Below are 18,621 nucleotides of genomic sequence, written 5' to 3'. Positions count from 1 at the left end.
CCTCAGATTCTCAGCCCGTGGTTTCCGGCGCGACGGTAGCACGTGCCGGATGTCCGCTGCCGCCCTTTTTCTTTTCAAGCACGGCCTCGGTGATCGAGTTCGGCAGCCTGCGCGGCGTCTCGATCAGGCCGAGCACCGGCATGATGACCAGGAAGAAGGCGAAGTAGAACAGCGTCGCCATCTGCGCCATGAACACATAGCTGCCTTCAGCCGGCTGCGAGCCGAGCCATCCGAGCAGGACGGCATCGGCCACGAACACCCAGAAGAACAGCTTGTACCATGGACGGTAGACCGCCGAGCGCACCTTGGAGGTGTCGAGCCACGGCACCAGGAACAGCATGGCGATGGCGCCGAACATGCACAGCACGCCGCCGAGCTTGGAGTTGATCGGCCCGATGTTGAAGGTGATGGCGCGCAGGATCGCGTAGAACGGCAGGAAGTACCATTCCGGAACGATGTGGGCCGGCGTCTTCAGCGGGTTGGCGACCGTGTAGTTGTCCGGGTGGCCGAGAAAGTTCGGCAGGTAGAAGACGAAATAGGCGAAGACGAACAGGAACACGATCATGCCGAACGCGTCCTTGATCGTGGCGTAGGGCGTGAAGGCGACAGTGTCGGTCTTCGACTTGACCTCGATGCCGGTCGGGTTCGACTGGCCCACGACATGCAGCGCCCAGATGTGCAGCACGACGACGCCGGCGATCATGAACGGCAACAGGTAATGCAGCGCAAAGAAGCGGTTCAGCGTCGGATTGTCGACGGCGAAGCCGCCGAGCAGCAGTTCCTGGATCCAGTTCCCGACCAGCGGAATGGCGCTGAAGAAGCCGGTGATGACGGTAGCGCCCCAGAAGCTCATCTGCCCCCAGGGCAGCACATAGCCCATGAAGCCGGTGGCCATCATCAGGAGGTAGATGATGCAGCCGAGGATCCACAGGAGCTCTCGCGGCGCCTTGTAGGAACCGTAGAACAGGCCGCGGAAGATGTGGATGTAGACGGCCACGAAGAAGAACGAGGCGCCGTTGGAATGGAGATAGCGCAAGAGCCATCCCGAATTCACGTCGCGCATGATCTTCTCGACCGAATCGAAGGCGAGATTGGTGTCGGAGGTGTAGTGCATCGCCAGCACGATGCCGGTCAGGATCTGCGCGACCAGCATGATCGACAGGATGCCGCCGAAGGTCCACATATAGTTGAGGTTGCGCGGCACCGGATAGGCGACGAAGCTGTCATAGACCAGCCGCGGCAGCGGCATGCGGGCGTCGAACCAGCGCTCGATACCGGTTTTGGGCGTATAGGTCGAGTGTCCCTCGCTCATCGAAATATCCCCTGCCTCAACCGATAAGGATCTTGGTATCGGAAATGAACTTGAATACCGGGATCGCCATGTTCTCCGGCGCCGGGCCTTTGCGGATGCGGCCGGCGGTGTCGTACTGCGAACCGTGGCACGGGCAGAACCAGCCGCCGAAATCGCCTTCCTGGCCGAGCGGGATGCAGCCGAGATGGGTGCAGACCTGCACCATCACCATCCAGGCTTCCTTGCCGGGTGTGGTACGGTTGGCATCGGTCGCCGGCGCGTCGGAGGGCAGGTTGGCGTTGCGCGCGATCGGGTCCTTCAGATCGGCGAGGTTGACGGCCTCGCCGTCCTTCATTTCCTTTTCGGTGCGGTTTCGCACCACCACCGGCTTGCCGCGCCACTTGACGATCAGCGAAGAACCGGGCTGCAGCGAGGCGACGTCGACCTCCACCGAGGCCAGCGCCAGCGTCGAGGCGTCGGGGCGCATCTGGTCGATGAACGGCCACGCGACGGCTCCCGCGCCGACAACGGCGGCCATGCCGGTGGCTACGTAGAGAAAATCGCGACGGTTGGGATCGTGGATGTCGGTTGCGCTCACGGGTGCCTGATCCTTTCGCCTCTTCCTAACCGGAGGCCGAGCCTTGTCCCCGCTCAATCGCACCTGCCCGACAGCGCATGGCGAACAGGCTAGCGAATTCCTCCGGCATTTGGATTTCGGTTTATGCGTGCAGCCCGTTTTTGTCCAGCGGGGTGAAGGCACAAGGGCAGATTGTCGCGGGGACGCACAGCGGCCTTGGCCGACGCCTCCCGGCCAGGCCGTCGGACAGCGTGAAACAGCGAGAAATCCGGGGTGAATCGAGCCGGTGTTCGCCTCGACATCGGCTCCTGGCCCGGTCTATTGTCCCGCCATGGCGCATGTCATCGAACGCGACAGTTGGGCCGAAGCCGCCGACCGCTGGATAGGCGAGCTGCAATGCGGCCAATTCGGCGCCAATTCCTGCCTGATCTTCAACTATCAGCCGACGATCGGCGGCGGCCCGCGCCTGCACAAGCACCCCTATGCGGAAATCTTCGTCATCCGCTCCGGCACCGGCCTGTTCACGATCGGCGACCGGGAAATCGAGGCCACGGCCGGCCAGATTCTGATCGTGCCGCCCGACACGCCGCACAAATTCACCAATCTCGGCCCCGGCCCGCTCGAAAGCACCGACATCCACGAGAACGGCCACTTCATCACCGAGTGGCTGGAATGATTCTGATTGGGCCTGTCCGAAGCCTGACCGCAACCTAGTTCCATCCATCTGGCAACGATGGAGATCGACGCATGCAAACACGCGCCGTCGAGGTCGAGGGGATGGCTATCGCGATCCGGGAAGCAGGACCGTTCGATGCGCCCGGCCTTCTGCTGCTGCATGGCTGGCCGCAAAGTTCATATGCATTCGAGGCAGTCATCGACCGGCTGGCCGAGAACCAGCACGTGGTCGCGCCAGACCTGCCGGGCATCGGCGGCTCGTACGACGTGCCCGGGACTGGCGAAAAGAGATATCTGGCAAGATTGATAAGGGGGCTGATCGCCGTTTGCGGCTTGCGGCAGGTCATCGTCGCCGGTCATGACGTCGGTGGCCAGATCGTCTTCGCGCTGTTACGCGACATGCCCGAGGGATTATCCGGCGCGGTGATCATGGACGTCGTCATCCCCGGCGTAGCGCCGTGGGAAGAAATCATCCGCAATCCGCATATCTGGCATTTTGCCTTTCATGCGATCCCGGCTTTGCCGGAGATGCTGGTAGGCGGCCAAGAGCGCGCCTATTTCGATTTCTTCTTCGATATCCTTTCCAAGGAAAAGACCGCGATCCCCGCGGAAGCCAGGGACATCTATGCAAAGGCCTATTCGCGGCCGGAAAGCCTCAAGGCCGGCTTCGACTGGTACCGCGCCTTTGCCGAGGACGCCAAGGTCAATTCCCGCCCATCCGCGATGCCGATCACCACGCCGGTTCTTTATCTCAGGGGTTCGGCCGAATCCGGCGACATCGCCGATTATCTCGACGGCTTGAAGGCAGCAGGCCTGTCCAATGTCGAAGGCGATATCATCCCGGCTAGCGGCCACTTCGTCGCCGACGAGAATCCCGGAGCTCTTGCTGCGCGATTGGGGCGCTTTCGCCAGGAAATCGGCGCCTAGCTGGCGCCGAGCCTGACCAGCACCGCCCGCGGGATGTCGTATTCGCGGATCACGGCATCATGCTTGCGCAGGCCGCAAAGCTCGCGCTGGATGAAGTAGGCGTGGACGGCCGCCGCGGCTTCCTTCAGCAGCCGGTTACGATGCTCGCCCTCGCCGCTCTCGCGCAACTTGGCAAGGGTTTCCTCGACACGCCGGCCGGCGCGGCCGAGCGCCGCGGCCTTTTCGGCGAGGATTTCGTGGCCGAGCAGGTCGAGCGCGCTCTCCTGCGCGCCTGACCGTCCGAAATTGGTGGGCATGCGTACCGACATGACGCCGTTCTACTCCGCAGGGCGCGTCTCTTCCAGCGCGCTTTCCTCATTGAACAGGAAGCCGCCGGACTGCCGTTTCCAGAGCCGCGCATAGAGCCCATCGAGCGCCACCAGTTCGTCATGCGTACCCTGTTCGACGATGCGGCCGCCGTCGAGCACCACCAGCCGGTCGAGCGCCGCGATCGTCGACAGCCGGTGCGCGATGGCGATCACGGTCTTGCTTTCCATCAGCCTGGTCAGATTCTCCTGGATCGCCGCCTCGATGTCCGAATCGAGCGCCGAGGTCGCCTCGTCGAGGATCAGGATCGGCGCATCCTTGAGGAAGACGCGGGCGATCGCCACGCGCTGCCGCTGCCCGCCGGACAGCTTCACGCCGCGCTCGCCGACATAGGCCTCGTAGCCGGCGCGGCCGCGGTTGTCGCGCAGTCCGAGGATGAAGTCATGCGCCTCGGCTTTCCTGGCCGCGGCGATAACCTGCGCGTCGGTGGCATTCGGCATGCCGAGCTTGATGTTGTCGCGCAGCGAGCGGTGGAACAGCGCGGTATCCTGGCTGACGACGCCGATATTGCCGCGCAGCGAGTTCTGCGTGACCCCGGCGATGTCCTGGCCGTCGATCAGGATCTGGCCACCCTCCAGGTCGTAGAGGCGCAGGATCAGGTTGGCCAAGGTCGTCTTGCCGGCGCCCGACGGGCCGACCAGCCCGACCTTCTCGCCCGGACGCACGACGAGATCGATGCCGTCGAGCACGCCTTGCCCCTTGCCGTAATGGAAGGTGACGTTCCTGACCTCGATGCGGCCGCCGGTGACGACCAGTTCCTTGGCGTCCGGCGCGTCGGTCAGGCCCAACGGCTGCGAAATCAGCGCCTTGGAGTTCTCCAGCACGCCGAGGTTTCGCAAGATGCCGTTGAGCTGCATCATCAGCCTTCCAAGCAGCATGTTGAGCCTGAGCACCAGCGACAGTGTGAAGGCAACGGCGCCGACCGTGATCGAGCCTTCGACCCAGAGATAGATGGCAAAGGCTGCGATCGCCGTGATCATGATGCCGGAGAGCATGGTCAGCGCCATGCGCACGCCGGTCAGCCGGCGCGTGAACGGCCGTAGCGCGTCGAGATAGATGTCGAAGCCGCTGCGAATATAGCGGTCGTCGCCATCGGCTGAAAACAGTTTCAGCGTCTGCACGTTGGAATAGGAATCGACGATACGGCCGTTGATCATCGAGCCGGCCTCGGCCGTCGCCTCTGCATGCTTGCGGATCGCCGGCAGATAGAGTTTCGCCAGCCAGCCGAAGGCGGCGATCCAGATCACCACCAGCACCGCCAGCCGCAGATCGAGACCGGCGACCAGCGCCAGCGTGGTGACCGTATAGACGATCATGAACCACACGACCTCGATGAAGCTTTCCATCAGGTCGCCCGTCGCTTGCCCCGCCTGCCAAACCTTGGTGGCAATGCGGCCGGCGAAATCATTCTGGAAGAAGGCGTAGGACTGGCGCGAGACATGCCGATGCGCCTGCCAGCGCACCAGATTGTAGAAGCCGGGCGTGATCGTCTGTTCGTCGACAAGCGCCGACAGGCCGACCACGGCGGTGCGGATGACGAGCACCACCGCGCCCATGAACAAGAGCTCGGGACCGGCCGCGGCCCAAAGCGCGTGCCAGTTGCGTTCGCCGGGCAGCTGGTCGAGGATATCGACCAGCCTTCCGACGAAATAGAACAGGCCGGCCTCGACCAGCGGCGCGATGCCGCCGATGATCAGCATGGCGAAGAAGGCGAGCTTCGCCTGGCCGACATAGTGCCAGAGAAAGCCGCCGACGCTGGCGGGCGGCCGCAGATTCGCCGGCTCGCGGAACGGGTAGACCCAGCGCTCGAACCAGCGATAGACGCCCTTCATCATTCGGCGGCTTCACCTTTCGTCGCCAGATCGTCGGCGACCGGTTTTTCCTCCAGCAGGAACCCGCCCGACTGGCGCCGCCAGAGCTGGGCGTAGAGCCCGCCCCTGGCGATCAGCGCCTCATGCGAGCCGTCCTCGACGATGCGGCCCTTGTCCATGACGACGAGCCGGTCCATCGCCGCGATGGTGGACAGGCGGTGAGCGATGGCGATGACGGTCTTGCCCTGCATGAGCTTGTAGAGGTTCTCCTGGATGGCGGCTTCCACTTCTGAATCGAGCGCGGACGTGGCCTCGTCGAGAATGAGGATCGGCGCGTCCTTCAGCATAACGCGGGCAATTGCGATGCGTTGCCGCTGGCCGCCGGACAGCTTCACGCCGCGCTCGCCGACAAGCGCCTCATAGCCGCTCTGCCCATGGGGATCGGTCAGCCCCGCGATCACATCGTCGATCTGGGCGGCTTTGGCGGCGCTGAACATCGCCTCGTCGCTAGCCGTCTGGCGCCCATATTTGAGGTTCTCGCGAACGGATCGATGCAAGAGCGAGGTGTCCTGGTTGACGAAGCCTATCGCCGTCCGAACGCTTTCCTGCGAGACGTTGCGGATGTCCTGCCCGTCGATCAGCACCTTGCCGTCTTGGACGTCAAACAGCCGCAGCACGAGATTGACCAGCGTCGACTTGCCGGCTCCCGAACGGCCGATCAGGCCGACCCGCTCGCCCGGCGCGATCTTCAGCGACAGATTGTCGATGACCCCGCCTTTGCCGTCCTTGCGCCAGTAATTGAAGTTCACCCGGTCGAACTCGATGCCGCCGGCGGTCACGACGAGGGCCGGTGCGTCGGGCTGGTCCTGCATGACGATCGGCCGCGCGATCGTCGTCATCGAGTTGCTGGCGACGCCGATCTGCCGGAAGACGTTGGCGCCGACGTCGAGGATCCTTCCGGAGATGTTGGCGATCTGCAGCGCGAACGGTATCGCGGTCGCGACGGCCGCGGTGGTCAAGGCGCCGGCGTTCCAGCCGACGAGCGCCAGCCAGCTCACGGCGATGAGCAGCGCCGCGTTGAGGACGAACAGGGCCGACCACATCAGGGTGAAAACGCGCATCAGCTGGTAGAATGTGTCGGCGTGCTCGACGACTGCCTGCGAGACATATTTGTCTTCGTGCTCGCCGGTCGAGAATGTCTTGAGCGTCAGGATGTTGGTGTAGCTGTCGACCATGCGGCCGCTCACCTGGGACCACCGCTCCGACAGTTGGGACGAGCGTTGCGTGATCCTGGGCATCGCGGACCAGAAGATCAGGCAATAGAACACCAGCCACACCGCCACGACCGCCAGGAGAAGCGGATCGAGCCGCGCCAGCACGACGATGGCGACCGCAACGAAGACCAGTGCATACCAGACGGCATCGACGGTGAGGTTGACGCTCATCTCCATCGAATCGCCGCTTTGCATAACCTTGGTTCCGATGCGGCCGGCGAAGTCGTTCTGGAAGAACGACCAGTCCTGGCGCACGACATGCCAATGGCTCTGCCAGCGGATGAGGTCGATGAGGTTTGGCGCGATGGCATGGTTGCGGATAAGCGCGTCGATGACCATCGACAGCGGGCGCAGCAGCACGACGAACGCCATCAGCACGAGCAGCGGCCCATGGGCGGCGAAGAAGTCTCCCGGCCTGGTGCTGGAGAGCAGGCCCACGATCAGGCCGACGAAAATCGGCAGCATCGCGTCCACGATTGCCGCGACCGCAACGATGACGATGCGCAGCCAATAGGCGGTGCGAAACTGCCTTATGAAATACCAGTAGAACCGCCAAAGCCCCATTGGCGGCTGCCTGTCTTCGGCCAGCGCCACCGGCGAATAGCGGCTTTCGAACCAGGTGAAGATGCGGTCGAGCATTTTTCTCTCATAGACGCCGGAAACTGCAATCGCGATCGCGTTACTCAGCTGCCATCTCGGATTCCGGCGCCTTGGCATCAACCTCGGTCGGCGCGTCATCGAGCAGGAAGCCGCCGGACTGGCGCTGCCAGAGCTGCGCATAGAGCCCGCCCTTGGCGACGAGTTCCTCATGCGAGCCTTCCTCGATGATGCGGCCCTTGTCCATGACGACGAGCCTGTCCATCGCCGCGATGGTCGACAGACGGTGCGCGATGGCAATGACGGTCTTGCCCTGCATCAGCTTGTAGAGGTTCTCCTGGATCGCGGCCTCGGCTTCCGAATCGAGCGCCGAGGTCGCCTCGTCGAGGATCAGGATCGGGGCGTCCTTCAGCATGACGCGGGCGATCGCGACGCGCTGGCGCTGGCCGCCGGACAGTTTGACGCCGCGGTCGCCGACATGGGCGTCGAAGCCCTTGCGGCCGTTGTGGTCCGAAAGCCCGCCGATGAAATCGAGCGCCTCCGCCCGGCGCGCCGCCTCGGTGAGCATCTCGTCGGTCGCGTCGGGCCGGCCGTAGAGGATGTTCTCCCTCACCGAGCGGTGCAGCAGCGAGGTGTCCTGCGTCACCATGCCGATCTGCGCGCGCAGCGAATCCTGCGTCACCGCCGCGATCTCCTGGCCGTCGACGAGGATCCTGCCGCTTTCCAGGTCGTAGAAGCGCAGCAGCAGATTGACCAGCGTCGACTTGCCGGCGCCCGAGCGGCCGACGATGCCGACCTTCTCGCCGGGCTTCACGGTAAGCGACAAGTTCTCGATGACGCCCTTCTGCTTGCCATAGTGGAAGCGGATGTCGTCAAAGCGGATCTCACCCTGGCTGACACTGATGTCCTTGGCGCCCGGCCTGTCCTCGACCAGGCGCGGCAGCGAGATCGACTGGATGCCGTCCTGCACCGTGCCGATATTCTCGAACAGCCCGGACATCTCCCACATGATCCATTGCGACATGCCCCACATTCGCAGGACAAGGCCGATGACCACGGCGACGGCGCCAATCGTCACCGCCTGCCCCAGCCAAAGCCATAGCGAGATTGCCGTGACGGAGAACAGAAGCAGCGAATTCAAGATGTAGAGCAGGCCGTAGAGCACCGTCACCAGCCGCATCGAGCGGTAGACGGTGTCGAGGAAGCTCGCCATGCCTTCCCTGGCGAAGGTTGCCTCGCGCCGCGCATGCGAAAACAGCTTCACCGTCTGGATGTTGGTGTAGCTGTCGACGACGCGGCCGGTCATGGTCGAGCGCGCATTGGCCTGCTCTTCGCCGACCTTGCCGAGCCGTGGAATGAAAAAGCGCAAGAGCCCGATATAGCCGACCAGCCAGACGGCGAGCGGTGCGGCCAGCCGCCAGTCGGCCGAGCCGACGATGAACAACATGCCGAGGAAGTAGACGACGACGTAGTTCAGCACGTCGATCAGCTTGATCACGCATTCGCGCACGGCGAGCGCCGTCTGCATCAGCTTGGTGGCGATGCGGCCGGCGAACTCGTCCTGGTAGAAGGCCATCGACTGCTTGAGCAGATAGCGATGCACCTGCCAGCGGATGCGCATGGGATAATTGCCCATCAGCGTCTGCTGGTTGAGCAGCGAATGCAGCCATACCGTGCCCGGCAGCGCGAACAGCACGACGAAAGCCATGCCGGCGAGCTTCCAGATCTCCGTCTGCAGGAAGGTTTCGCGGTTCTGCGCCGACAGCCAGTCGACGATGCGGCCGAGGAAGCCGAACATCCAGACTTCGGTGAAGGCGATCGCCGTCACCAGCACCGCATCGACGACGATGTAGGGCCAGGCGCCGCGCGTGTAGTGCACGCAAAACGCGATCAGCGTCCTCGGCGGCTCGACCGGCTCCGCGGCGGGGAACGGATCGAGCCTGTTTTCAAACCAGCGGAACATTCCAGGCACTCGACTTATCTGTGCGCTCACGCGGCGCGGGATTGATGGGCAAGGCTTTGCGGCCGCGCGGCATTGCGGACCGGCGACACGGAATCATCCGAGTCGCCGGCCCTATCCCGCGCAATATAGGGTTTCGCCGGCATTTCGCCGACAGGTTCGTTTGACGATCCTGACGGCCCCGAAGTTCCTGACGAAAGGCCGGAGCCTGCCCGGTTCCTGTCGCCCGGCCGGATCAAACGGATGATCCGGCGCACCAGCGTGGGCCGGCTGTGGTCGGGCACCGCACGCGAGAAATCGACGTCCGGCAGCATGCCGCGATGCGGCCTGCGCCGTTCCTCGGCATGCACCGCCGAGGAATAGGTCTCGCCGATCAGCAACGCCCAGGTAGCCACCTTGCGCTCATGCAGGCTTCTTGACCCCGGTATCTTGTAGGGATCGAACATCGGTCCGTCCTCCATATGCAAATGCGTTAAAAAGGGTGATGCGGCCTCGACCACCGGCATTCGGCCCAAGGCGCGGATCGAATCGGCCGGAACCGGACGACGAGCGTCAGCCTCGGCACGACGGCAACCGTCGTTCTTGACACGACGGCAAGCATCGGTCTTGACACGTTCAGCGGGGGCGCGGCGCCCCTTTGGCAGTTTGAAAAACATCGCAAGATTCCTTCGAAGGCCGAAAACTGGGTTCGACGGGAATCGGTGCGATGAGGACTTAAAGTGTCAGAAGAATCGTCGTACCGAAACCGCCGGTGGGCATAGGGGTGCCCCGGAGAGGAGCTGGAAGTGCATGGTCATCATGTGGTCCCCCTCCTTCGGTTCGGGTTGACGATGGTCAGCATATACTCGACTTCGCAGAAAATGGCCACCCGCCAGTCCAGAAATCGCCGAAAGCCGCAGGCGCCTGTGGCCGATCTGCCACTTATTAGCAGGATACGGAAATGAACGATCGTCTCCGCATCGCGCTCTACCAGCCGGATATCGCCGGCAACACCGGGACAATCCTGCGCTTCGCCGCCTGCCTCGATATCGGCGTCGATATCATCGAGCCGGCTGGTTTCCCGCTCTCCGACCGGGCGCTGAAACGGGCCGGCATGGACTACCTCGAAATGGCGGCGCTTTCCCGCCATGCCGACTGGCACGCCTTCGAGGAGTGGCGAAAGACCGGCGCGCGCCGCCTCGTGCTGCTCACCACCAAAGCCACGGCCGCCTACACCGACTTTGCTTTCGCTGCCGGCGACATCCTTCTGTTCGGCCGCGAATCCGCCGGCGTGCCGGATCAGGTCCACCAGGCGGCGGACGCGCGACTGACCATTCCGATGCGGCCGGGCGCGCGCAGCATCAATGTCGCGCTGTCCGTCGCCATGGTCGCGGGCGAAGCTCTTCGCCAGCTCAGCTAGTAGCTTTTGCGCTTCCTCGCCATCGCGGGCTGTTGCCCCTTCCGCCGTCATTCTTGCCCAGGCGCACATCGCCTTCTCCTGCATTTGCCATATCGTCACTCTTTCGCTACAAGCTCAACTTAACTTGAGGTCAAGCGGGAATTTGAGAATGGCTCCGGTGAGGGAATTGACGGTCGGCCAGGTGGCGGTGCGCAGCGGCGTGGCGGTATCGGCGCTGCATTTCTACGAGGCCCGCGGGCTGATCCGCAGCCATCGCACTTCGGGCAACCAGCGGCGCTACAGCCGCGACGTGCTGCGCCGCGTGGCGATAATCCGCGTCGCCCAGGAAGTCGGCATCTCGCTTGCCGGGATCGCCCAGGCGTTCCAGTCCCTGCCCGAAGAGCGCACGCCGACGCGCGAGGACTGGAACCTGCTTTCAACGGCCTGGCGCGACGATCTCGACCAGAAGATCGCCCAGCTCAAGAAATTGCGCGACGGCCTGACCGACTGCATCGGCTGCGGCTGCATGTCGATCGACAAGTGCCCGCTGAGGAACAAGGAAGACCGGCTGGCCCGGGAGGGGACGGGGGCGAGAAGGCTGGCGGTGCGCTGACAGTCTGTCGCCAAGGTGCATTGAGATTCAGGTCAGGCCGAGCCGGAGTCGAAGACGGGCGCGAAGCGACCAAACTAGGTGACTTCCGAGAACCGGAGCGGAGCGTACTTAAAGTACGTGAGCACCGGAAGCGCAGGAAGCCGCCGTTTGCAGGCCGGCCTCACCTGAATATCAATGCACCTTAATCGGCCGCCGGCAACCGCCGCATGGTGAACTCGATCACGTCGCCTGGACGTTCGAACCAGCTTTCGATCTCGGTCCAGTAGGCCTGCTTCGGAAAACGCTCGAACCACTCCTTGGCCTTGAGGCGCGCATCCGGGCGCGGCAGCACGAAGGTTTCGCGCAAGAAACCGTCGCGCGGCTGGTTTTCGCGCTCAGCCCGTGAGCGCTCCAGCCTCTTCTTCAAGCCATCCAGCGGCGGTCTTGCCGGGGTGCGCACGAAGGAACTCCTCTGCACCTGGATCAGACAGGACTTGACCCTTGTCCTCAAGAGATTAGGGATCGCGCGCAGAAAAAACGAGTCATTTGTCAGGCAAGTGAAGCCTGTGACTGGAGACCGAATTGGAAAGACCTGATCTTCCGATGGGCCTGCCGGCCGATATCGAGCAGAAGAAGATGAAGGCCCGCCTCTGGTTCGAGGCCTTGCGCGAGCGCATCTGCGTCACCTTCGAGCAGATCGAGCAGGAGCTCACCGGCCCGCAAGCATCATGGTCGCCCGGCCATTTCGATAAGACCCCCTGGGAGCGCGACGAAGGCCGTGGCGGCGGCGGCACCATGTCGATGATGCGCGGTCGCGTCTTCGAGAAGGTCGGCGTTCACACCTCGACCGTCCATGGCGAATTCTCGCCCGAGTTCAGGAAGCAGATTCCCGGCGCCGAGGAAGACCCGCGTTTCTGGGCGAGCGGCATCTCGTTGATCGCCCACCCCTGGAACCCCAACGTGCCGGCCGTGCACATGAACACGCGCATGGTCGTCACCACGCGCCAGTGGTTCGGTGGCGGCGCCGATCTGACGCCGGTGCTCGACCGTCGCCGAACCCAGGACGATCCCGACACGATTGCCTTCCATCGCGCCATGCAGTTCGCCTGCGAGAAGAACGCCGCCGTCGCCGACTATCCCAAATTCAAAGCCTGGTGCGACGAGTACTTCTTCCTGCCGCACCGCAACGAGGCGCGCGGCATCGGCGGCATCTTCTTCGACTGGCTGCATTCGGACGAGGACAGGGGCGGCTGGAATGCCGATCTCAATTTCGTCCAGGATGTCGGACGCTCCTTCCTTGTCGTCTATGCCCATCTGGTGCGGGGCAACTTCAACCAGGACTGGACCGACGGCGAGCGCGACGAACAGCTGATCCGGCGCGGCCGCTACGTCGAATTCAACTTGCTTCACGATCGCGGCACCATCTTCGGCCTGAAGACCGGCGGCAATGTCGCCTCGATCCTGTCCAGCCTGCCGCCCGAGGTAAAATGGCCGTAACGATCCGGTGAGCCCAGGCCATGGCCGCATTGCTGTCCCATTCGCCGAATCTTGGCGGGCAATGTGGCAGGGGCGATATCTTTTTCGTCTAATATCCTTTTGAAAAAATTGATCTATTTAGGGTCGTCGGGTCGGGAAGCGCCGGCGGTCGAAGCGGAGATCACCTGTCTCCGCCGGCCGTGACTTGACGCGACTTGACGGCCCTGACCAGGAGGGTGCCTGATCAAACGGGTGCCCTTGTTTCCAGGAGAGCATGCCATGCGCAAGCTTATCGTGGCGGCGGCAGCCGCCGCCTTTCTCGCCTCCGGTGGCGCCGCATTCGCGGCGGTGAAGCACACCACCGGCACCGTCAAGAGCTTTGATGGAACGGCCATGAGCCTTGTTCTGGACGATGGGTCGACATTCAAGCTGTCCAAGGCCTTCAAGGATCCCGGCGTTCAGGCCGGCGAGAAGGTCCGCGTGTCCTGGGACATGAGCGGCAAGAACAAAATCGCCGAGGCCGTCAAGATCATGAAGTAACGACCTTGCTCTGAAGGTCCAGTTCTCAGGCAGCGGGGAAAGGCGGGGCATAGTGCTCCGCCTTTCCTTCCATTCCGGGATTGGGGACTTTCGATGCAACCGAACCGTCCGACACGTGTTATGGTAGTCCGGCAGAGCAACCGGAAGAGGCGCGCCGCCGTTTCCCTCCCGGACTGCCAAGAAAAAAATCAGGGGCGGCCGGCCGGCCAAGGTCGAACCACCCGCGCTAGAGCAATTCCAGGAAAAGTGTGATCGGTTTTCCGTCCGGAATTGCGTTAAATTAAAGAGATAGGGCGGTTCGCCGTTTCCGTGAAACGGTGAAACGCGCTAGGAAAGGAAGAGTCATGAAGGAATTCCAATGCGGATCGCTGGTTCCCGGCTGTGACTGGCACACGCGCGCCGACGAGGAAGCGGAGGTCATGCGCCGCGCCGTCGAGCATATGCGCGAAACGCATGGCGAGACCGTTATTCGCGAGACCATGATCGAGGCGATCCGCTCGCGCATCCAGAAAGTTCGCGACGCCGCCTGATCGGGCCAGATCGCAGGCTTCCAAACGTCACCGGCCGACAGGCACGATGGCGGATCGTTGCTTCCGGCGCATCCCGCCCTTTTCGCCGGCGATCCTCCGATCGCCTGCCAAGGCACTGGTTATGCTTAATTCCAGCGAATTCTTATATTCGTAACAGCTTAGGTAACCTGGCGGTAACGGTCTGCGTGCGATTCTCCCGCGCATGATCCGGCCAGAGGCGGCTGCCCGAGAAGCCCTTCGCCATCAAGGCGCTGTCCGGAATGGTGGGGCGAGGTGCTTCGCGCATGCGCGAGCGATCCGACATCCGAGGCGGTCTCTGCACGGCGGTGCTCCTGTCGTGCGCCTTCCTCTTGGCGTCCGCTGCGACAGCGCAGGAATGGGCCACCTCGCTGGTCGATATCCATCAGGGTTCTCCGCTCAGCGACCGCGCCAGGGGCCTCGGCAACGGCGGCTATGAGCTGCAGAGCGGAAGCTGGGTCTCCTTCAGCCGTTGGTATCACGCGAGCTGGGTCGACATGCATGTCGACTTCCTCACTCAGATCACGCCCGATACCGGCTTTCTCTGGGGATTTGGCACTGGGGAACAAGGCGAGAAATACAGCATCGAGCCGAGCCTCAAGCTTGGTTTTCTCGCTCAGACCCATCCCAATCCGAACAGCACCCTGTCCCTGTCGGTCACCTCGGTCATCGGCGGCAACCTGACCGAAAAGCCCTGCGAGGCCGACTACGGCGAGTTCGGAACCTACAGCGTCAACTGCCGGCTGGCGGCCGGCGAGACGGCGCCCGAGGAAACGCTGAAATATCTGGTCAGCGCGAAGCCGGAGAGCATGCATCTCTGGCTGAACTACCGTCTCACTTTCTGATCGGAGGGCCGCGAATGAAATCATCTTGTCCCGAAACTCACGATCGTCCGTCTTGGTTCTGTCTGACTGGAGAATGAACATGTCGGTTAAGTCCTTGAAGTTCGGCCTCGCCGCTGCCCTCGCCATCCTTTCGGCGCCGATGGCATCGGCTCAGGAAGCTCTCAGCCCGGACGAAATGGCTGCACTCTGCCATGGTGGCGGGTCGATCTGCGTGAGCGCAACGATCCCGGCCGCGCGGACGACGCAAGCCGTACAGAGCTGGATGAGCCCCGACGTCGGCGCCGCGTGGGCAGCCGGCTACAAGGGCAAGGGCGTCACCATCACCATGGTCGACGACTTCAGCAGTTCGTCGCGCTTTTCCGGCAATTTCGGCATCGGCGTGCAGACCCAGCGGCACGGTGAATGGACGCGCGAGGAGGCTGGCATGATCGCTCCGGCGGCGACCATTCGCTCCAAGGATTTCTCGACGGGCACGGCCGTCCCGCTGGCCGCCGGCCGCAACGTGCTTAACCTGAGCTACGGCATGTACACAACTGCGGGCTACAGCACGAACCAGATCTGGTGGGGTCCAGAGGAGTCCTCGATCATCTCCTACGCCACCAAGGGTTCGGCCATCGTCTCGAAGGCGGCCGGCAACGACGCGGTCGCTGTCGGTGGGGTCACGGGCGGGCAGCAGGACTACCTCGACCTTGCCCTGATCGGCAAATCGACGGCGATCTTCGTCGGCGCATTGTCGACGAACGGCACCACAGCCAACAAGGCCCAACTCGCCTGGTATTCCGACTATGCCGGCTCCAACACGGCTGTGCAGAGCCACTTCCTGGTGGTCGGCGTCGAGGGCAACAAGACCGGTCTTTATGGAACTTCGTTCGCCGCGCCGATCATCTCGGGCTACGCCGCGATCATCGGCAGCAAGTTCACCAAGGCGACGCCGGTGCAGATCACCAACGACCTGCTCAACACGGCCCGCACCGACACGCTGGTCAATTACGACCCGTCCATCTACGGCAAAGGCGAAGCAAGCCTCTCGCGCGCCCTGGCTCCCGTGGCGATACGTTGACTGGCGCCGGCGCTCCGGCCGTCTAGAGCTCCAGCGCCTGCGCGGCGCGTTCCATCAGCGCGCCGCGTTCCAGGGTGAAGCCTGACTCCATCCATTCCTTCTCGAGGTTCTTCAGCGTGGCGCCGAGCTTGGGCCCCGGCGACGCTCCAAGCTCGGTCAGGTCGGCGCCTTTGATCGGGAACACCGGCTTTTCCCATTTAAGCGTGAAATTGAGCAGGCGTGAAAAACCGCCGGCTTCCATCATCGCCTGATTGTCCTCGACGGCACGCGTCCGCGCGGCGGCAAGCGCCAGACGAATACGGTCGAGATAGCCGTCGCGATCGCCGTAATAGAGTTTCTTGGCCAGTTCGGTCTCGGTCGCCTTGGCATCCGGCGCAACGGTCAGCGCCCAATGCCGCAGGCGATCGGCATCCTCGTTCGAAAGTCGCAGCCTCTCGCCAAGCCTCTTCATACGCACGGCATCGGGCGGGACGATCGCCTCCAGCCTCAGCATCGGATCGGCGATCCAGCCGAGATCCTCTCCAGCCTTGATCAGGCCATGGATGGCGTCGATGCCCCATTTCTCGCTTTCCGGCAGCACGGCGGTGAGCACGCCAGCCTGGCGCATCCACAAGAGCGCGCGCGAGGGATCCGGAGCCGACAAGAGCTTCTTCAGTTCGGACCAGACGCGTTCGGCCGAAAGCCGCGCAAGTCCATCCTTCAGCCTGGCGCAGGCCTTCAGCCCTTCCGCGTCCGGCCGTCCTTCGCCATACCAAGCAAAGAAGCGGAAAAAGCGCAGGATGCGCAGATAGTCCTCGCGGATGCGCGCCTCCGCGTCGCCGATGAAACGCAGCCGCCGCGCTTCGATGTCGGCGATGCCGCCGACGAGGTCGACGACCGCGCCGTCCGCTTCGGCATAGAGGGCGTTGATAGTGAAGTCGCGCCGCTCGGCGTCGGCTTTCCAGTCACGTCCGAAAATCACTTTTGCCCGCCGCCCGTCGGTCTCGATATCGGCGCGCAGCGTCGTCACCTCATAGGGCTTGCCGCCCGCGACCACTGTGACCGTGCCGTGATCGATGCCTGTCGGCACCGTCTTGAAGCCGACGGCCTTGGCGCGTCTGATCGTTTCCTCGGGCACCGTGGTCGTGGCGATGTCGACGTCGGCGACCCGTTGGCCGATCAGCGTGTTGCGCACCGCGCCGCCGGCGATACGCGCTTCCTCGCCGCCCTCCTTCAGCGCGGCAAGCAGCTTCTGCAGATGCTTTTCGGCCAGCCAATCGGCCTTGCCCGAGAGAGACACCTCAGCGCTCACGCATAGAGCCTTTCATAGAGCGTGCGGACGATGCCGGCGGTGACGCCCCAGATGCGCTGGCCGCCATAGGGCATATCGTAGAAGAACCATTCGAGGTCGTTCCAGAAACGGCTGTCGCGCGCGTGATTGGCGGGGTCCATCAGGAAACTCAGGGGCACCTCGAAGGCCGCATCGACCTCGTCGGCATTGAGCGTCAGCGAAAAACCCGGCCGCACGATGGCAAGCACCGGCACGATGCGGTAGCCGCTGCCGGAGACATAGTCGGGCATGCGGCCGATGATCTCGATGAAATCCCGCTCGAGGCCGATCTCCTCAAAGGTCTCGCGCAGTGCCGTGGCCTCGGGGCCAGGATCGGTCGGATCGATCGTGCCGCCTGGGAAAGCCACCTGGCCGGAATGGCTGCGCAGCTTCTCGGCGCGCTTGGTGAGCAGCACCATGGCGCCCTTGGCACGGTCGATCACCGGAATCAGCACCGCCGCGCCGCGCAGCGGCTTGACATGTTTGAGCCTGGGATGGCCGGGATTGAAGCGATGGTCGCCGAAATCGTCGCCAGGGACGATCGCCGCCTGCGCCGCGACGCGGGCACGAAAGTCAGCGATCGAAAACGGCGCCGGCGTCACCTGGTCCATCACGCGCTCAGCCGCTTCAGTTTCTCGGCCGGCATGAGCGGATAGACCTCGCCGCCCGAGCGGACGGCGAACATCGCCCTGCCGTCGATGTCGATCTCCTCGCCATGCTCGACCAGTTCATACATCACCGGCCGCGCCACCAGCGCCTCCAGCCGTCCGCGCACCAGCACATAGGGCTTCAGTCCGCCGGTTTCGTCTTCGTCGACGAAGCGCAGCGGATGGCCGGGGCCGGCGGCGACGACGTCGCCGACATTGGTGCGGAAGGTGATGACCTGGTCGTTCCCACTCCCGGATACGTTCATTTCGACCGCGATGAAGGGGGCGTCGACGACGCGGATCCCGACCCGTTCGACCGGCGTCACAAGGTAGGTCTTTCCGTCGGCATCCTTGCGCAGCACGCTGGAAAAGAGCTGCACCAGCGGCATGCGGCCGATCGGCGTGCCGAGATAGAACCAGGTCCCGTCGGCCTTGATCTCCATGTCGAGGTCGCCGCAGAAGTCCGGATTCCAGCGCTCGACCGGCGCCGGCCCCTTGCCGGCCCGCGCCGCGCGCGAGATCAGCGCCTCCAGGCCGCGCGCCTCGGTGGCGCCGGTCAGGCTCTGCTCGCCCGGACTCCGTTCGCCCGGTGTTTGTTCACGATGTTCGCTGCGTTCGGCCATGGTCACGAAATAGTCACTGTTGTCCCGATTGTCAGCCTTGTCCGTCCAAGTCTGTGATTTAAGTTCGAATACAGGCGCCAGGCGAAGCCGAATCGCGGCATTCTGCGGCATTGAGAGTGCAGGCC

The 18,621-nt window shown here is 63.6% G+C and carries 20 protein-coding genes; 9 read left to right on the top strand and 11 right to left on the bottom strand.

Annotated features, from left to right (window positions below; all coding sequences use genetic code 11):
- Positions 1 to 10: 10 nt before the first annotated feature.
- Together FJ430_RS12380 and petA are read right to left on the bottom strand one after the other, a co-directional pair.
- Positions 11 to 1,312 carry a cytochrome b gene (locus FJ430_RS12380; RefSeq protein ID WP_140645758.1) on the bottom strand — a complete coding sequence of 434 codons (1,302 nt, stop codon included), beginning with the start codon at positions 1,310 to 1,312 and terminating at the stop codon, positions 11 to 13.
- Positions 1,313 to 1,328: 16 nt separating this feature from the next.
- Positions 1,329 to 1,829, bottom strand: coding sequence for a ubiquinol-cytochrome c reductase iron-sulfur subunit (gene petA, locus FJ430_RS12375; protein ID WP_245442304.1), 501 nt, complete (start codon positions 1,827 to 1,829; stop codon positions 1,329 to 1,331).
- 370 nt (positions 1,830 to 2,199) lie between these two features.
- On the opposite strand from petA, the gene FJ430_RS12370 reads away from it, so the two are divergent.
- Together FJ430_RS12370 and FJ430_RS12365 are read left to right on the top strand one after the other, a co-directional pair.
- Positions 2,200 to 2,544: a cupin domain-containing protein gene (locus FJ430_RS12370; protein ID WP_140704318.1), complete on the top strand. Its 345-nt coding sequence runs from the start codon at positions 2,200 to 2,202 to the stop codon at positions 2,542 to 2,544.
- 71 nt (positions 2,545 to 2,615) lie between these two features.
- Positions 2,616 to 3,470, top strand: coding sequence for an alpha/beta fold hydrolase (locus FJ430_RS12365; RefSeq protein ID WP_140703924.1), 855 nt, complete (start codon positions 2,616 to 2,618; stop codon positions 3,468 to 3,470).
- Here the strand turns inward: FJ430_RS12365 and FJ430_RS12360 are convergent.
- The 5 genes from FJ430_RS12360 to FJ430_RS12340 are packed head-to-tail and all read right to left on the bottom strand — an operon-like array spanning position 3,467 to position 9,924.
- Positions 3,467 to 3,778 carry a DUF6665 family protein gene (locus FJ430_RS12360; protein ID WP_140703926.1) on the bottom strand — a complete coding sequence of 104 codons (312 nt, stop codon included), beginning with the start codon at positions 3,776 to 3,778 and terminating at the stop codon, positions 3,467 to 3,469. The genes FJ430_RS12365 and FJ430_RS12360 overlap by 4 nt on opposite strands.
- 9 nt (positions 3,779 to 3,787) lie before the next feature.
- Positions 3,788 to 5,671 carry an ABC transporter ATP-binding protein gene (locus FJ430_RS12355; RefSeq protein WP_140703928.1) on the bottom strand — a complete coding sequence of 628 codons (1,884 nt, stop codon included), beginning with the start codon at positions 5,669 to 5,671 and terminating at the stop codon, positions 3,788 to 3,790.
- A complete protein-coding gene (locus FJ430_RS12350; protein WP_140703930.1) occupies positions 5,668 to 7,560 on the bottom strand; it encodes an ABC transporter ATP-binding protein in 1,893 nt (630 codons plus the stop codon). Before FJ430_RS12350 ends, FJ430_RS12355 begins: the two co-directional genes overlap by 4 nt.
- Before the next feature lie 40 nt (positions 7,561 to 7,600).
- A complete protein-coding gene (locus FJ430_RS12345) occupies positions 7,601 to 9,481 on the bottom strand; it encodes an ABC transporter ATP-binding protein (RefSeq protein WP_140703931.1) in 1,881 nt (626 codons plus the stop codon).
- 26 nt (positions 9,482 to 9,507) lie between these two features.
- The gene (locus FJ430_RS12340; RefSeq protein WP_226892169.1) at positions 9,508 to 9,924 is read right to left on the bottom strand and encodes a hypothetical protein; all 417 of its coding nucleotides are present in this window, start codon (positions 9,922 to 9,924) and stop codon (positions 9,508 to 9,510) included.
- A 494-nt stretch (positions 9,925 to 10,418) separates the two neighbouring features.
- Here FJ430_RS12340 and FJ430_RS12335 point away from each other — a divergent pair, with 494 nt between their 5' ends.
- Together FJ430_RS12335 and soxR are read left to right on the top strand one after the other, a co-directional pair.
- Positions 10,419 to 10,877, top strand: coding sequence for a tRNA (cytidine(34)-2'-O)-methyltransferase (locus tag FJ430_RS12335; protein WP_140703933.1), 459 nt, complete (start codon positions 10,419 to 10,421; stop codon positions 10,875 to 10,877).
- Positions 10,878 to 11,025: 148 nt separating this feature from the next.
- Positions 11,026 to 11,469, top strand: coding sequence for a redox-sensitive transcriptional activator SoxR (gene soxR, locus FJ430_RS12330; protein ID WP_140703935.1), 444 nt, complete (start codon positions 11,026 to 11,028; stop codon positions 11,467 to 11,469).
- Between the two features lie 181 nt (positions 11,470 to 11,650).
- Here soxR and FJ430_RS12325 read toward each other — a convergent pair whose 3' ends face one another.
- Positions 11,651 to 11,908, bottom strand: a complete 258-nt coding sequence (locus FJ430_RS12325; RefSeq protein WP_140645749.1) for a hypothetical protein — start codon at positions 11,906 to 11,908, stop codon at positions 11,651 to 11,653.
- A gap of 122 nt (positions 11,909 to 12,030) precedes the next feature.
- Between FJ430_RS12325 and hemF the strand changes: the two genes are divergently transcribed.
- The 5 genes from hemF (at position 12,031) to FJ430_RS12300 (ending at position 15,917) form a co-directional block, all read left to right on the top strand.
- Entirely contained in the window at positions 12,031 to 12,945 is a 915-nt protein-coding gene (hemF, locus tag FJ430_RS12320) for an oxygen-dependent coproporphyrinogen oxidase (protein ID WP_140703937.1), read from the top strand.
- Positions 12,946 to 13,203: 258 nt separating this feature from the next.
- A complete protein-coding gene (locus FJ430_RS12315; protein ID WP_140703939.1) occupies positions 13,204 to 13,464 on the top strand; it encodes a DUF1344 domain-containing protein in 261 nt (86 codons plus the stop codon).
- 344 nt (positions 13,465 to 13,808) lie between these two features.
- Positions 13,809 to 13,994, top strand: coding sequence for a DUF1059 domain-containing protein (locus tag FJ430_RS12310; RefSeq protein WP_008877709.1), 186 nt, complete (start codon positions 13,809 to 13,811; stop codon positions 13,992 to 13,994).
- Between the two features lie 284 nt (positions 13,995 to 14,278).
- A complete protein-coding gene (locus FJ430_RS12305) occupies positions 14,279 to 14,857 on the top strand; it encodes a hypothetical protein (RefSeq protein ID WP_140703941.1) in 579 nt (192 codons plus the stop codon).
- Between the two features lie 79 nt (positions 14,858 to 14,936).
- Positions 14,937 to 15,917: a S8 family serine peptidase gene (locus tag FJ430_RS12300; protein WP_140703943.1), complete on the top strand. Its 981-nt coding sequence runs from the start codon at positions 14,937 to 14,939 to the stop codon at positions 15,915 to 15,917.
- 22 nt (positions 15,918 to 15,939) lie between these two features.
- Here FJ430_RS12300 and FJ430_RS12295 read toward each other — a convergent pair whose 3' ends face one another.
- From FJ430_RS12295 to FJ430_RS12285, 3 genes are read right to left on the bottom strand one after another with little or no spacing between them, the layout of a single operon-like run.
- Entirely contained in the window at positions 15,940 to 17,208 is a 1,269-nt protein-coding gene (locus FJ430_RS12295; RefSeq protein ID WP_140703945.1) for a CCA tRNA nucleotidyltransferase, read from the bottom strand.
- Positions 17,205 to 17,837 (bottom strand): CoA pyrophosphatase, encoded by a 633-nt coding sequence (locus FJ430_RS12290; RefSeq protein WP_140703947.1) that lies wholly within the window; start codon positions 17,835 to 17,837, stop codon positions 17,205 to 17,207. The genes FJ430_RS12295 and FJ430_RS12290 overlap by 4 nt, the downstream gene beginning before the upstream one ends.
- Positions 17,837 to 18,496 carry a DUF1285 domain-containing protein gene (locus tag FJ430_RS12285; protein ID WP_140704322.1) on the bottom strand — a complete coding sequence of 220 codons (660 nt, stop codon included), beginning with the start codon at positions 18,494 to 18,496 and terminating at the stop codon, positions 17,837 to 17,839. Before FJ430_RS12285 ends, FJ430_RS12290 begins: the two co-directional genes overlap by 1 nt.
- Positions 18,497 to 18,621 lie beyond the last annotated feature (125 nt).

Origin of the sequence: Mesorhizobium sp. B2-8-5 (assembly GCF_006440675.2) — a bacterium.
GTDB lineage: Bacteria > Pseudomonadota > Alphaproteobacteria > Rhizobiales > Rhizobiaceae > Mesorhizobium.
Note: the sequence above shows the minus strand (reverse complement) of the source record. Positions and strands in the feature narration are given on the sequence as shown.

What these genes read in the sequence shown, in the direction of transcription:
- FJ430_RS12285 (WP_140704322.1), bottom strand. Translation starts at nt 18,496, where the DNA reads ATGGCCGAACGCAGCGAACATCGTGAACAAACACCGGGCGAACGGAGT.
- FJ430_RS12305 (WP_140703941.1), top strand. Translation starts at nt 14,279, where the DNA reads ATGCGCGAGCGATCCGACATCCGAGGCGGTCTCTGCACGGCGGTGCTC.
- FJ430_RS12335 (WP_140703933.1), top strand. Translation starts at nt 10,419, where the DNA reads ATGAACGATCGTCTCCGCATCGCGCTCTACCAGCCGGATATCGCCGGC.
- FJ430_RS12315 (WP_140703939.1), top strand. Translation starts at nt 13,204, where the DNA reads ATGCGCAAGCTTATCGTGGCGGCGGCAGCCGCCGCCTTTCTCGCCTCC.
- soxR (WP_140703935.1), top strand. Translation starts at nt 11,026, where the DNA reads ATGGCTCCGGTGAGGGAATTGACGGTCGGCCAGGTGGCGGTGCGCAGC.
- FJ430_RS12360 (WP_140703926.1), bottom strand. Translation starts at nt 3,778, where the DNA reads ATGTCGGTACGCATGCCCACCAATTTCGGACGGTCAGGCGCGCAGGAG.
- FJ430_RS12290 (WP_140703947.1), bottom strand. Translation starts at nt 17,837, where the DNA reads ATGGACCAGGTGACGCCGGCGCCGTTTTCGATCGCTGACTTTCGTGCC.
- FJ430_RS12370 (WP_140704318.1), top strand. Translation starts at nt 2,200, where the DNA reads ATGGCGCATGTCATCGAACGCGACAGTTGGGCCGAAGCCGCCGACCGC.
- FJ430_RS12355 (WP_140703928.1), bottom strand. Translation starts at nt 5,671, where the DNA reads ATGATGAAGGGCGTCTATCGCTGGTTCGAGCGCTGGGTCTACCCGTTC.
- FJ430_RS12340 (WP_226892169.1), bottom strand. Translation starts at nt 9,924, where the DNA reads ATGTTCGATCCCTACAAGATACCGGGGTCAAGAAGCCTGCATGAGCGC.
- FJ430_RS12310 (WP_008877709.1), top strand. Translation starts at nt 13,809, where the DNA reads ATGAAGGAATTCCAATGCGGATCGCTGGTTCCCGGCTGTGACTGGCAC.
- petA (WP_245442304.1), bottom strand. Translation starts at nt 1,829, where the DNA reads ATGGCCGCCGTTGTCGGCGCGGGAGCCGTCGCGTGGCCGTTCATCGAC.
- FJ430_RS12350 (WP_140703930.1), bottom strand. Translation starts at nt 7,560, where the DNA reads ATGCTCGACCGCATCTTCACCTGGTTCGAAAGCCGCTATTCGCCGGTG.
- FJ430_RS12380 (WP_140645758.1), bottom strand. Translation starts at nt 1,312, where the DNA reads ATGAGCGAGGGACACTCGACCTATACGCCCAAAACCGGTATCGAGCGC.
- FJ430_RS12365 (WP_140703924.1), top strand. Translation starts at nt 2,616, where the DNA reads ATGCAAACACGCGCCGTCGAGGTCGAGGGGATGGCTATCGCGATCCGG.
- FJ430_RS12300 (WP_140703943.1), top strand. Translation starts at nt 14,937, where the DNA reads ATGTCGGTTAAGTCCTTGAAGTTCGGCCTCGCCGCTGCCCTCGCCATC.
- FJ430_RS12345 (WP_140703931.1), bottom strand. Translation starts at nt 9,481, where the DNA reads ATGTTCCGCTGGTTTGAAAACAGGCTCGATCCGTTCCCCGCCGCGGAG.